At 63.8% G+C, this 13,381-nt stretch carries 11 protein-coding genes; 6 read left to right on the top strand and 5 right to left on the bottom strand.

The features are described 5' to 3' along the window. Nucleotides 1-256: 256 nt before the first annotated feature. The gene (locus QJT78_RS28325) at nucleotides 257-748 is read left to right on the top strand and encodes an MmcB family DNA repair protein (RefSeq protein WP_028149358.1); all 492 of its coding nucleotides are present in this window, start codon (nucleotides 257-259) and stop codon (nucleotides 746-748) included. A 125-nt stretch (nucleotides 749-873) separates the two neighbouring features. Here QJT78_RS28325 and QJT78_RS28320 read toward each other — a convergent pair whose 3' ends face one another. Continuing rightward, entirely contained in the window at nucleotides 874-1,428 is a 555-nt protein-coding gene (locus QJT78_RS28320; protein ID WP_014491094.1) for an ActR/PrrA/RegA family redox response regulator transcription factor, read from the bottom strand. 102 nt (nucleotides 1,429-1,530) lie between these two features. Then, on the bottom strand, nucleotides 1,531-2,853 hold the full coding sequence (locus QJT78_RS28315; RefSeq protein ID WP_028149359.1) for an ActS/PrrB/RegB family redox-sensitive histidine kinase: 1,323 nt from the start codon (nucleotides 2,851-2,853) through the stop codon (nucleotides 1,531-1,533). Between the two features lie 106 nt (nucleotides 2,854-2,959). Here QJT78_RS28315 and QJT78_RS28310 point away from each other — a divergent pair, with 106 nt between their 5' ends. The 4 genes from QJT78_RS28310 (at nucleotide 2,960) to QJT78_RS28295 (ending at nucleotide 7,391) form a co-directional block, all read left to right on the top strand. Continuing rightward, nucleotides 2,960-3,763, top strand: coding sequence for an ABC transporter ATP-binding protein (locus tag QJT78_RS28310; RefSeq protein ID WP_028149360.1), 804 nt, complete (start codon nucleotides 2,960-2,962; stop codon nucleotides 3,761-3,763). Nucleotides 3,764-3,971: 208 nt separating this feature from the next. After that, nucleotides 3,972-4,790, top strand: coding sequence for an ABC transporter permease (locus QJT78_RS28305; RefSeq protein WP_028149361.1), 819 nt, complete (start codon nucleotides 3,972-3,974; stop codon nucleotides 4,788-4,790). A gap of 121 nt (nucleotides 4,791-4,911) precedes the next feature. Next, the gene (phaZ, locus tag QJT78_RS28300) at nucleotides 4,912-6,240 is read left to right on the top strand and encodes a polyhydroxyalkanoate depolymerase (RefSeq protein WP_028149362.1); all 1,329 of its coding nucleotides are present in this window, start codon (nucleotides 4,912-4,914) and stop codon (nucleotides 6,238-6,240) included. Nucleotides 6,241-6,551: 311 nt separating this feature from the next. Next, nucleotides 6,552-7,391: a SprT family zinc-dependent metalloprotease gene (locus tag QJT78_RS28295; RefSeq protein ID WP_028149363.1), complete on the top strand. Its 840-nt coding sequence runs from the start codon at nucleotides 6,552-6,554 to the stop codon at nucleotides 7,389-7,391. Between the two features lie 374 nt (nucleotides 7,392-7,765). Here the strand turns inward: QJT78_RS28295 and QJT78_RS28290 are convergent, their stop codons facing one another. Both QJT78_RS28290 and QJT78_RS28285 read right to left on the bottom strand, forming a co-directional pair. Then, entirely contained in the window at nucleotides 7,766-8,431 is a 666-nt protein-coding gene (locus QJT78_RS28290) for a hypothetical protein (protein WP_028149364.1), read from the bottom strand. 547 nt (nucleotides 8,432-8,978) lie between these two features. Further along, complete coding sequence (locus tag QJT78_RS28285; RefSeq protein ID WP_281460375.1) at nucleotides 8,979-11,192, bottom strand: penicillin-binding protein 1A; 2,214 nt, start codon at nucleotides 11,190-11,192, stop codon at nucleotides 8,979-8,981. A gap of 168 nt (nucleotides 11,193-11,360) precedes the next feature. On the opposite strand from QJT78_RS28285, the gene QJT78_RS28280 reads away from it, so the two are divergent. Further along, nucleotides 11,361-11,786 carry a DUF1330 domain-containing protein gene (locus tag QJT78_RS28280; protein ID WP_281460374.1) on the top strand — a complete coding sequence of 142 codons (426 nt, stop codon included), beginning with the start codon at nucleotides 11,361-11,363 and terminating at the stop codon, nucleotides 11,784-11,786. 231 nt (nucleotides 11,787-12,017) lie between these two features. On the opposite strand, the gene QJT78_RS28275 is transcribed toward QJT78_RS28280, so the two are convergent. Further along, the gene (locus tag QJT78_RS28275) at nucleotides 12,018-13,244 is read right to left on the bottom strand and encodes an ABC transporter substrate-binding protein (RefSeq protein WP_038943840.1); all 1,227 of its coding nucleotides are present in this window, start codon (nucleotides 13,242-13,244) and stop codon (nucleotides 12,018-12,020) included. Nucleotides 13,245-13,381: the final 137 nt, after the last annotated feature.

Raw genomic sequence — 13,381 nt, 5'->3', positions numbered from 1 at the left:
CATAAACGTCCTGCCTGACCGGCTACTGCTGTTCAGCGGCGCTGACGGCGATCATCAGGTGGGGGAGTTTCAAGTGACCATACCCGGGGGATTTTGACCGACCCACGGGGAGACTCGGAGTTACCCGCTCGCCCCACAACTCCTCACTGTGGTTATGGGTCCCCGCGTTCGCGGGGACGACAGGGAGTGTGAGGTCGCGGCTCGCCTCTTCTATCGGGCAGTGTCCGCACCCACCGGAATCGGCTAAGCTCCCCCCATGGACAGCACCGCCCGCAACATCGCCCTGGTTCCGCCGCCCGACCGCCGCCAGTCCGAGACGGCGCTGGCGATCGCGCGCGGCACGGCGCGGCTGCTGCGCTCGCTCGGCTTTACCTGCATCAGCGAACTACCGCTGCCGTCGGGCCGGCGCGCCGATCTGGTGGCGCTGAACGAGCGCGGCGAGATCTGGATCGTGGAGATCAAATCGTCGGTCGAGGATTTGCGTGCCGACCAGAAATGGCACGAATACCGCGCCCATTGCGACCGGCTGTTCTTCGCCTTCACGCAGGATCTGCCGTGCGAGATCTTCCCGCAAGACACCGGCCTGATCATTGCGGACGCCTATGGCGCGCACATGCACTGCGAGGCGCCCGAGCACAAGATCGCCGCCGCCACGCGCAAGCAGATGACGGTGCGTTTCGCGATGGCGGCAGCGCTGCGGATCAACCGTCTGGTCGACCCGCAGGGCCACGCGGATTTTTGGGAATAACGGCGCGGCGAACGCGGACGCCGTAGGGTGGGCAAAGCGTAGCGTGCCCACCATCCAAGCCAATCAAAATTGAAGCAGAGTTGGTGGGCACGACGCTACGCGCCTTTGCCCACCCTACGAGACCGTTACCGCGGCGCGCGCTTGGCCAGAATCCGCTGCAACGTACGACGGTGCATATTCAGCCTGCGCGCCGTCTCCGAGACGTTGCGGTTGCACATCTCGTAGATGCGCTGGATGTGCTCCCAGCGGACGCGGTCGGCCGACATCGGGTTGGTCGGCAACTCGGATTTCTCCGAGCTGGTCGAGAGCAGCGCGGCGACCACGTCGTCGGCATCCGCGGGCTTCGAGAGATAATCGATCGCGCCCATCTTCACGGCGGTCACGGCGGTGGCGATGTTGCCATAGCCGGTCAGCACGATCGCGCGGGCTTCGGGGCGCTTCTTCTTCAGCGCGGAGACGACGTCGAGACCATTGCCGTCGCCGAGCCGCAGATCCACCACGGCGAAGGCTGGCGCGGCCTTGCCGATCTGCGCGAGGCCATCCGAGACGGTGTCACACGACGTCACCGCAAAGCCACGGGTCTCCATCGCGCGCGACAACCGCTCCAGGAACGGCTTGTCGTCCTCCACGATGAGAAGCGAGCGATCGGTCTGTTCGTTCAGTTCGGCGATGGCGTTCAAGGTGTTGTCCTCTCTCTGCACATCTACATATGGCGTCGCAATCAGGCGGTGCCAAGGCCGCAAATAGTCGATCGGCCCTGCTGTGCGACGCAAGGTCGCGGCCTATCCTATTGTTTCTTCGAGCGTCTCGATAGTCTCAAAACGCTCCCTCGGCCAATTGATGTGAACCACAGCACCGTGTTCCGGAAAGGTCCGGTTGGTAAACGAGACCTTGGCCCCGGTGCGTTCCAGCAAGGTGCGGGCGATGAACACGCCAAGCCCGAGCCCGCGCCGCTCGCCGCCGCCGTCATCCAGATTGCGCCGCCGCGACAAATAGGGCTCGCCGATCCGGTTAAGGATGTCGGGCGGAATGCCCGGGCCGTCGTCGGAGATCACGAGCTCGATCGTGTCCTTGTTCCACCATGCATTCACCTCGACGGTGGTGCGGGCGAAATCGACCGCGTTCTCGACGATGTTGCCGACGCCGTAGAGGATCGCCGGGTTGCGCGAGCCGATCGGCTCGGCGAAGGCCGCCACCGCGATCCGCACCTTGATGTCGACGCCGAAATCGCGGTGCGGGGCCACCACCTCCTCGATCAGCTCCGACATTTTCATGCGGTCGAACGGCGCGCCTTCGGAGGAAAGCTGGGTGATCTTGCTCAAGATGTCGCGGCAGCGCTGGGTCTGCTCGCGCAGGGTTTTCAGGTCGGCGGCGAAACTCGGGTCCTTCACCGTCTTTTCCAGCTCGCGCGAGATCAGGAAGATGGTCGCGAGCGGCGTGCCGAGCTCGTGCGCGGCTGCGGCAGCCAGGCCGTCGAGCTGGGTCAGATGCTGCTCGCGTGTCAGCACCAGCTCGGTCGCAGCCAGCGCGTCGGCGAGCTTGCGCGCCTCCTCCGTCACCTGGAACGAGTAGAGGCTGGTGACGCCGATCGCGAGCACGATCGAGAGCCAGATGCCGATGAGATAAATCGGCGGCAGCACCAGGGGATCGTCGGAATCCCAGGGCAGCGGCAGATGGAAGAAGAACAGGACCGAGGCACAGGCCACCGCGAGCAGGCCAAGGCCGAAGGTGAGGCGGGCCGGCAGCGCCGTGGCCGAGATCAGCACGGGCGCGAGGAACAGGAAGGAGAACGGGTTCTGCAGTCCGCCGGTGAAGAACAAGAGCCCCGCCAGCTCCACGATGTTCAGCGCGAGCAGTCCGGCCGCCTGCATCGGCTCCAGCCGTTGCAGCGGATTGGACACGGTCTGGAGCGCCAGGTTGAGCGCCGCCGACAGCGCGATGATGCTGACGCAGGGGACGATCTCGACGTTGAACTCCAGCCCCTGCGCCACGATGAAGATCGCCGCGAGCTGGCCGAGCACCGCCAGCCAGCGCAGCCGCAGGATCGTGTCCAGGCGGATATGCCGCTGTGCGTGGCGGAAGTCGGTATCGGCAGTCTCAGTCATCTCGGCCAATGTGGCGGTGCCTTCTCGGTCACAAACGCGGGGCTCGCGGAACCACCCGGATTACAAGCCTTGCGCTATCCGCTGCAATAGCAGAAGAACGGCTAGCATGACCGGGAACGACAAAGCTTCAAGTCCGCCGACTGTCGCGGAGCGCGGCTCCTCTGCGGCCATTGCGGTCGATCACCTCGTCAAGGTCTACAAGCAGACCCGCGCCGTCGACGATATCTCCTTTTCGCTGCCGCGTGGCAGCATCACCGGGCTCCTGGGCGGCAACGGCGCCGGCAAGACCACGACCATCGCGATGATCATGGGCCTGGTGCTGCCGACCTCCGGCCGCGTGCAGGTGCTCGGGCATCGGATGCCGGAGGAGAGCGCGGCGGTACTGGGGCGGATGAATTTCGAGAGCCCCTATGTCGACATGCCGATGCGGCTCACGGTGCGGCAGAACCTCACCGTGTTCGGCAAGCTCTATGCGGTGAAGAACGTCTCCGATCGCATCGCCAGGCTGGCCGACGAGCTTGATCTCACCGAATTCATCGACCGCGCCAACGGCAAGCTCTCCGCCGGGCAGAAGACCCGCGTCGCGCTGGCGAAGGCGCTGATCAACCAGCCCGAGCTGCTGCTGCTGGACGAGCCCACCGCCTCGCTCGACCCGGATACAGCCGACTGGGTGCGGGCGCATATGGAGCGCTATCGCAAGGAGAACAACGCCACCATCCTTCTGGCCTCGCACAACATGCTCGAGGTCGAGCGTCTCTGCGACCGCGTCATCATCATGAAGCGCGGCCGCATCGAGGACGACGACACGCCGGAGGCCATCATGGCGCGCTACAACCGCACCACGCTGGAGGAGGTGTTCCTGGACGTCGCGCGCGGGCGGGCGAACGGTGCGAAGGAGGCGGCAAGATGAGCATGCGGAGCCGTAGCCCGGATGGAATCTGTCATCCCGGGGCGCGACATAGTCGCGAGCCCGGGATCCATAACCACAGAATTGAATTTGGCGAAGACTCGGGGTTACCAGTCTCGCACCACAATCGCCGCCTATGGTTATGGATTCCGGGCTCGCGCTCCGCGCGCCCCGGAATGACGGGACCCCATCCGGGCTACGGGGCGCAGCCATGACCGAGCTCTCGCTCCACCGCGGCGTTTCCATCCATCGCATCGGCGCGATGATCCTGCGCTACTGGTACCTGTTGATGTCGTCCTGGCCGCGGCTGCTCGAGCTGCTTTATTGGCCCGCGCTCCAGGTCATCACCTGGGGCTTTCTCCAGCTCTACATCGCCGAGAACGCCAATTTCTTCGCGCGCGCCGGCGGCACGCTGATCGGCGCGGTCATCCTCTGGGACATCCTGTTCCGTGGCCAGCTCGGCTTTTCGATCTCGTTCCTCGAGGAGATGTGGGCGCGCAACATCGGCAACCTCATGATGAGCCCCTTGAAGCCGATCGAGTTTCTGCTGTCGCTGATGATCATGAGCATGATCCGGCTCGCGATCGGCGTCATCCCGATGACGCTGCTCGCGCTGTTCCTGTTTCACTTCAACGTCTATGCCCTCGGCCTGCCGCTGATCGCGTTCTTCTGCAATCTGATCTTCACGAGCTGGGCGGTCGGCATCTTCGTCTCGGGGCTGGTCTTGCGAAACGGCCTTGGCGCCGAGAGCATCGTCTGGACCCTGATGTTTGCGGTCATGCCGCTCGCCTGCGTCTACTATCCCGTCAGCGTGCTGCCGGGATGGCTGCAATACGTCGCCTGGTCGCTGCCGCCGACCTATGTGTTCGAGGGAATGCGGGCGCTCCTGATCGAACAAACCTTCCGGACCGATCTGATGTTGCGTGCGTTGGCCATCAATGCGGTGCTGCTGGTTGCATCTTTTGGGGCATTCCTTGCCCTTTTGCGGAGCGCCAAGAAACACGGCTCGCTGCTCTCGAGCGGTGAATAATCTCACTTTCCCGTGGATTCAGGCTGATTTAGCCGTTCCGGCTACGTAGATGTACGGAACCATGCATTGACGCAATATTACGCATTCGGCAGTATGTTGCGATGCGAAGAGGATTCTAGTGATGCCTATTGGTGAGTTCGGCGGCGCGCCGCCCCTGGCGGCCGAAGGCAGTCCGGTCCTGACGACGCCGATGTACTGGATGTACGAGATGGCGCAGGCCTCTCTCAATCCGGCGCGTGCGGTCACCGACGCGACCAAGCTCCTGTTTCAGAATCCCCTCAATCCGTGGGCGCGCACCGAGGTCGGCAAGTCCGTCGCCGCGGCCTGCGAATTGTTCGAACGCACCACGCGCCGTTACGGCAAGCCGGAATGGGGTCTCAACGACACCGAGGTCAACGGCATCCGCGTTCCCGTCGAGGTCCGCTCGGTCTGGGAAAAGCCGTTCTGCAAGCTGCTCTACTTCGATCGCAAGTTCGCCCGTCCCTTGCGCAGCCCGCAGCCGCGCGTGCTGATCGTGGCGCCGATGTCCGGCCACTACGCGACGCTGCTGCGCGGCACGGTCGAGGCCTTCCTGCCGGCGCATGAGGTCTACATCACCGATTGGGCCGACGCCCGCATGGTGCCCCTGAGCGAAGGCCGCTTCGATCTTGACGACTACATCGACTACGTCATCGAGATGCTGCACGTCCTTGGTGGCAACACCCATGTCATGGCGGTGTGCCAGCCCTCCGTTCCCGTCGTTGCCGCCGTCTCGATCATGGAAGCGCGGCGCGACCCCTTCGTGCCGACCTCGATGACGCTGATGGGCGGCCCGATCGACACCCGCCGCAATCCGACCGGGGTGAACAAGCTCGCCCAGGAGCGCGGCATCGACTGGTTCCGCAACACAGTCATCACCAAGGTGCCGTTCCCGCATCCGGGCATGATGCGCGACGTCTATCCGGGCTTCCTGCAGCTCAACGGGTTCATCAGCATGAACCTCGACCGGCACATGGACGCCCACAAGCGCCTGTTCGCCAATCTGGTGAAGGGCGACGGCGACCTCGTCGACAAGCATCGCGACTTCTACGACGAATATCTCGCGGTGATGGATCTCTCCGCCGAGTATTATCTGCAGACGGTCGACACCGTGTTCGTGAAGCACTCGCTGCCGAAGGGCGAGATGACCCATCGCGGAACACGCGTCGACCCCTCGAAGGTCACGCGCGTGGCGCTGATGACGGTCGAAGGCGAGAACGACGACATCTCCGGGCTCGGTCAGACCGAAGCAACGCACACATTGTGCAGCTCGATCCCCGATCATCGCCGCGTTCATTACGTCCAGAAGGGTGTCGGACACTACGGCGTGTTCAACGGCTCGCGCTTCAAGTCGGAAATCGTGCCGCGCATCCATGACTTCATGGTCTCGGCTGCGAATCCGAGCTCGTTGCAGGCTCTTGCGGCCGAATAGAGCGTTTTCGAGCGAAGTGGCGACCGGTTCGCGTAAAGAAAACGCGTCAAAATAGGAATCCAGGACCGTTCCGATTCCATCGGAACGGCTCTGGACGCGTTTTTCGGCTTTCCCGCTGAAAATCGGTGCCCTGGCGGAGGTTCCGGCAGGGGCTGGTTCCCTCCAGATTCGCGGTATTTAGGTAGCCTTATAGGAGTGAGTCCTACCTCAGCCCTTGGGGGTGCCGCATGCGTCCAGCGGGGGCGAAAAAACCGGGTTCCAACCCCAGTCTGTAGGGTCTCCCGGACGCTAGACCGCTGTATATTGGGCAAATGATTTGTTTTTGCGCCGAGCGCTTTCCCTGGCGGCAGTTATGGCAGAATCCGGGCGCCCTCCTGCCCCCCGGACTGACAGACATGGCGACTCGCGCACTCCTCTATCGGCGGCCCCACGAGCCGAAGACACTGGTCATCACCCATGGATCGCAGTTTTTTGCGATTCGATTGCGCCGGCACCGCCGCGCGCGCCGCTACACGCTCAGAATTCATCCGAGCGATCGCGAAGCCATCCTCACCATCCCGCCGCGCGGCACGCTGGTCGAAGCGAAGGACTTCGCGCAGCGTCACGGCGCGTGGATCGCCGCACGTCTCGGCCGTTTGCCGAAGGCTGCGCCGTTCCAACCCGGCACAGTGATACCGTTACGCGGCACGCCGCATCGTATCGTTCATCGTGCCGGCACGCGCGGCACGGTCTGGACGGAAGTGCGCGACAGCGGTGAACGCATTCTCTGCGTTGCCGGCGGGGTCGAGCATGTCGACCGCCGCGTCAGCGACTTCCTCAAGCGCGAGGCGCGCCACGATCTCCAGCGCTCTGCGGAGGCCTATGCCGTCGAGCTCGGCGTCAGGGTCAAGCGCCTCTCGATCCGCGATCAGTCAAGCCGTTGGGGCTCCTGCACCTCGGCCGGCTCGCTGTCGTTCTCCTGGCGCCTGATCCTCGCGCCGCCCTACGTGCTCGACTACCTCGCCGCGCACGAGGTCGCCCATCTCGTCGAGATGAACCACTCGGCGCGGTTCTGGCGCGTCTGCGGAAAGGTCTGCCCGTCGATGGAGCGCGCCAAGAAGTGGCTCGACACGCACGGCAACGACCTGCACCGCTATGGCGTCGAGGATTAGGCCTCGTCGCAGATTAGGCCTCGCTGCTAGCCCAACACTCACTGTCGTCGCCCGGCTTGACCGGGCGACCCAGTATTCCAGAGACCGATGTTGTTGAGCCGAGACGCCGCGGCCTACTGGATTCCCCGCTTTCGCGCGGAATGACAGCGGAGGACGGGGCGACATCAGTGCGTCTCGTGCCACGCATCCCGATTTTCCCGAACGACCGACACATCGGACTATCCAAGGCGATCAGCTCTCGTCGCGCGACATCGCGGGCGTTGAACGCCGACGATGTCTGCTCGTTGTTCGGCGTTAGCCGGGATGATTTTGCTTGATGTGCTTTGACAAAATTCATCGCCCGGATGCCGCGCGTCCTCAAACCATCTCTCAGGTCAAGCGCTGATATCTGCGCCTGTCCCCGGCTGCGCGCGTGTGGCGAGATAGGACGATTGCAGTTGCGCGGCGGCCTTCTGGCCCTCGGCCAGCATCGCCTGGAAGGCCGCGTCGAGTTGATCGCGACTATAGGCCGCAGAACTGCTTTGACGTGGTGTCCATTGCGATTGCGTGATCGCGGTGGACGCTTTTTCGACGGTGCCGCCAAGCAGCTTGGCGTAATTGTCGGCTCGCCATTGCGCCAGATCAGGTCCACTCAGACCGGGAGGATCCTCGAGCTTGCCGATCTTTGCGGCCGCCGCGTTGGTCATCGTCGAGGACCCGCCATTGTACAGAGTGGCCACCACCTTGCCGTCAACCTTCACCTGGGCATAGGTGTTCTCAGGTGCATCGTCCGAGACGGCCGGTTCAGTCGCGTTCGCGCCGTGGGTCATCAGCCAATTCGTTGCCATCAGGTCGCGCAGGACCGGGTTATCCGCCACCGAGATCGGCTTGGCGCCTTGCAGCGGCTTGAGTTGCGACACGCTGATTCCGGGGCTGCTGGTCGCAACGTCAGTTGCAGTCGACGCCTCCGGCTGGAGATCTGATGTCGTTGTCGCATTGGAACCGGACGTTGATGCAGGACGCAGATAGGGCAATGCCGCGCTGGATAGACCTGCAATCATGGAACGCTCCTTCCCACTAAACCCGAGTTGTCGGAACTCAACCTAAGAGAGCAATTCCTGGGCCAATGTCGGAGCCTTGAAGAGACTGGTGTTTTGGCGTTCAGGGATATCTCGGCATCGGTAAATCTTGCCGTGGGCAGGACTTGCCTTGGGCAGCACTTGCCGAAGCCGTGGCGCGATGTCAGCCCGAGCAAACGCTGCCGGCCGCATCTGTCACCCCCCGCGAAGGCGGGCGATCCAGTACGCCGCGGCAGCTGTTTTGAATCTCGACGTCTCGGCGTACCGGATTCGCCGCTGGAGCCTGTCACCGGGCTCGACGAAGGCGAGACCCGGTGGCGGGGAATGACAGTTGAGAGTGGGGCGACGTCAGCGCGCTTTGCGCGATCCCCGCCATACTTCGCGACGATTGCGCGGCACGCTCGATTTGTCCCGCCGGATCAAACGTTTCCTACAATCCACCGCGCGGCGCGCCTGATATCACCGGCTACTGTGCATGGGGTTGTTTTCGCGTTTTTTGTTTTGAGGCCCTCGGGACCTCAGCTCGAAGCTACCGATTTCCGCCGAACAGCCGGTCCATCAGCCAGCCATCGAGGCCTGCGGCGGCTTCCGGCCGCACATTGGCGCGCGTCGGAGGCGGGCGATAGCCGCCATTCGTCACCGGTGCAGGTCCGGGCGCCACCGCTGTCGGCGGCGACACCTGCGATGCTGCCTGCGCGAGGTTCGAGAGGCCCCAGCTCGCTTGCGAGTTCGGCAAGGCGGCCACCGGCACGCCCTCGTGCGCCGTACGCATGAAGCGCGACCAGACTTCGACGGGCAGGCCGCCGCCGGTCGCCTTCTTGGTCGGCGAGTTGTCGTCATTGCCGAGCCAGACGCCGGTGACGAGGTTGGCGGTGTAGCCGATGAACCAGGCGTCGCGGTAATCCTGGCTGGTACCGGTCTTGCCGGCCGCCGGCCAGCCGGGGATCTCCGCCTTCTTGGCGGTGCCTGATATCAGCGTCTCCCGCATCATCGTGTTCATCATGCCGACATAGCGTGGGTCGATCACCTGGTTGCGCTCTTCCGCTTGCCGCATGTAGAGCAGCTTGCCACTGAGCGTCCTGATCCGCGTGACGACGTGCGGCGCCACGGCGAAGCCGCCATTGGCGAAGGGGGCATAGGCGCCGACCAGCTCGACGACCGAGACTTCGGAGGTGCCGAGCGCGATCGAGGCATTGGGCTCGAGCTTCGAGGAGATGCCGAGCCGGTGCGCGGTGCGCACCACGTTCTTCGGCCCGACCTCGAGACCGAGGCGGATCGCGACAGTGTTGAGCGACATCGCCAGCCCCTGCGTCAGCGTCACCGCGCCGAAATATTCGTGGGTGTAGTTCTCGGGCTTCCAGCCCTTGACCTCGATCGGGGCGTCCTGGCGCACCGTGTCCGGCGTCAGCCCCTGCTCGAGCGCGGTCAGGTATACGACCGGCTTGAACGAGGAGCCCGGCTGGCGTTTCGCGGTGACCGCGCGGTTGTACTGGCTGTCGGAATAGTTCCGCCCGCCGACCATGGCGCGTACCGCGCCGTCGGGCGTCATCGCCACCAGCGCGCCCTGGCTGACATTGAACTTGACGCTCTTGGCCGCGAGCTCGTCGATGATGGCGGCTTCCGCCACGCTCTGCAGTTTCGGATCGATCGTGGTCTCGACCTTGATGCTCTCGTCGATCTGACCGACCAGATCGTCCAGCACCTCGCCGATCCAGTCGGCGACGTAGTTGAGCGTGCCGGCTCCGGCCGGCTTCACGTTGTAGGAGGGATGGCCGATCGAGGCCTGCGCCTGTGCTTCGGTGATGAACCTGGCATCCGCCATCGCCGCGAGCACGATCTGTGCGCGCGCTTCCGCGCCTTCCGGATTGCGGTTCGGCGCCAGCCGCGACGGCGATTTGACGAGGCCCGCCAGCATCGCGGCCTCGGCGACGGTGACGTCCTTCGCCGACTTGCCGAAATATTTCTGCGCCGCGGCCTCGACGCCATAGGCGCCCGAGCCGAAATAGACGCGGTTGAGATAGAGCTCCAGGATCTCGTTCTTGGAATGCTTGCGCTCCAGCCAGATCGCGAGCTCCGCCTCCTGCAGCTTGCGCGCCATGGTCCGCTCCTGGGTCAGGAACAGGTTTTTCGCGAGCTGCTGCGTCAAGGTCGAGCCGCCCTGCGAGACGCCGCGATGGAGCACGTTGGTGACGAGGGCCCGCAGGATGCCAATCGGGTCGATGCCGAAATGCGAGTAGAAGCGGCGGTCCTCGATGGCGATGAAGGCCTTCGGCAGATAGGGCGGCAGGTCCTTCAGCGAGACGTTGGCGCCGGCCATCTCGCCACGCTGCGCCAGCATGCTGCCGTCGATGCCGACGATCTGGATCGTCGGCGGGCGCTTGGGAATCTCCAGCGACTGGATCGGTGGCAGATGGGCGCCGACCCAGATCACGACGCCGATCACGGCGATCACGCCCCACAGGCCGAGCACCGCACCCCAATAGACGAGGCGGCCGAGGCTGAAGCCTCCGCCCGATTTCGACCGGCGCTTGGCGCCGCTGCGGCCGGCTTGTGCCTTCCGCTCGCGCGGCGGCTCGTCACCGGCATCCTCGCTCTTGCGCTTGGTGGATGATTTCGTTGATTTCTTCGGCTTGTCCTCGCCGCCGGGGACACGGTCGGCCGCGGTCAGGCGCAGATCGGCGAGCGCAGCAGGCAAGCCGAACAACGGCTCCTTCCGCCCACCCTTTTTCTTTCCCCACGCCATACGCAAAACGCCCGGTCAGCCCGCTCCGCCGCACGCTACCGGTCGCTGTTTAAGGCCCGGTTACCCAGAGCTTAACGCGAGATTAGGAGGTGCGGCATTCGCCTGCCGCAGTTCCGCTCGCCAGGCGGCAGAGCTAGGATCGCCGACATAAAACAAGAGGGAACCGGCATGGGCCATATCGATCCGAGCAAGGAGATTTTTGCGCAGTTCCGGGACAACGACCGCCCCGGCCCGATCCACATGCTCAATCTGGTGCGTTTGCGCGAAGAGGCGGCCTATCCCGACGGCCGCAAGGCGAGCGGCGCGGAAGCCTATGCCGCCTATGGCCGCGAGAGCGGCCCGGTGTTCGAGCGCCTCGGCGGCCGCATCGTCTGGCAGGGCAAGTTCGAGCTGATGCTGATCGGCCCGCAAGAGGAGCGCTGGGACCATTGCTTCATCGCCGAATATCCAAGCGTTGCCGCCTTCGTCGAGATGATCCGCGATCCCGTCTATCGCGAAGCGGTGAAGCATCGCCAGGCCGCGGTGGAGGATTCACGGCTGATCCGGCACGCGGTGCTGCCGGTGGGGAAGAATTTTGAGGAGATACCGGAGTAGGGTCGATCTCTTTCCGTCATCCTGAGGTGCGAGATCCGCGATGCGAAAGCATCGTGGGTCGAGCCTCGAAGGATGCACGGCTCGATGCTTCCGCACGGCAACAGCCGGGCCGTCACCCTTCGAGGGCCGCCGAAGAGGCGGCCACCTCAGGGTGACGGTGATGGATTGGGTGGAGCCTCAGAAAAAAATCGGCGGCCCAGAGGCCGCCGATCGCATTTCAAAATTCAACCACTAACCCGCCGGGCCGGCGTCCTCCAGGATCGGGCCGAAGAGCTCCCAGCGTTCGCCGTTGAACTTCATCATCTGAAGCTGCTTGTTAACCCGGTAGTCGGTCGCCGAGGTGTTGGCCTTGATGCCCGGCAGCGCGGTGTCGCTGGTGACGTCCTTCAGCGACGCCGCCTGCTTCATGACGTTCTCGCGCGTCAGGTCGTCGCCGCACTGCTTCAGCACATGGACCAGGAGCTGCGCCGTGCTGTAGCCGTAGGTGTTGAAGTTCGAATCCTTGTCGCCGTCCGGATAGTACTTGGCCATGAAGTCGAAATACCTCTTCAGGCCGGCGTCGTCCTTCCAGGTCGGATCGAGCGGTTCCTTGCCGTAGTTGACGCTGATCAGGCCCTTGGCGGCATCAAGGCCAGCGGGCTTCAGCACCGCGCCGACCGAGGTGGCGTTGATGTCGACGATCTGCACCGGATGCCAGCCCATCTCGGCGATCTTCTTGATCGCCTGTGCGGCCTGCTTCGGCGTCGTCGCACTGAAGAACAGGTCGGCACCGGCGTCCTTGATCTTGAGGATTTGCGAGTCGACGGTTGGATCGGACACCTCGTAGGACGCTTCCGTCACGATCATCTTGGCGGCCTTGTCGCCGAGGCCGGCCTTGATGCCGTTCAGATAGTCCTTGCCGAGGTCGTCGTTCTGATAGAGCACGCCGATCTTCGCGTTCGGATGCTCCTTCAGAATGTACTGGCCGTAGATGCGGCCTTCGACGAAGTAGTTGGGATTGAAGCCCATGGTCCACGGGAAGTTCTTCGGATCGGTGAACCGCGAGGCGCCGGTGGCCGCGAACAGCTGCGGCACCTTCTTGGAATTAAGATATTTCTGCACCGCCGCGTTCACGGGCGTGCCGATGATCTGGAAGGTCAGCAACACCTCGTCGCTCTCGACGAGCTTGCGGATCTGCTCCACGGCCTTCGGCGGCGAATAGGCGTCGTCATATTGGATCAGGTTGATCTTGCGACCATTGATGCCGCCCTGGTCGTTGATCATCTTGAAATAGGCAGCCTGGGTCTTGCCGATCGACGAATAGGCCGACGCCGGTCCCGAAAACGGCATGGTTTGTCCGACCTTGATCTCGGTGTCGCTGGCACCCGGATCATATTTTTTCTGGGCACTGGCCGCAGAGACCGACAGCGCCAGAGTCAGCGCCGTTGCCGTGGCCAGATGCAGCATTCCATTCCTCATTCGCAATTTCCTCAGTTTGTTATTGCCGATGATCTGCCCGGGTGCTCTTGCGCACAGGACGTCACCGCTGAGGGCGATTGTGGATGAGGCGTTGCTGCAACGCAAGGTGGGTGGAGACGCGCAGTTCGTAGGGTGGG

Origin of the sequence: Bradyrhizobium sp. Mp27 (genome assembly GCF_029953005.1) — a bacterium.
In the GTDB taxonomy this organism is placed as follows: domain Bacteria; phylum Pseudomonadota; class Alphaproteobacteria; order Rhizobiales; family Xanthobacteraceae; genus Bradyrhizobium; species Bradyrhizobium barranii.
This window is presented reverse-complemented; position numbering and strand designations above follow the sequence as displayed.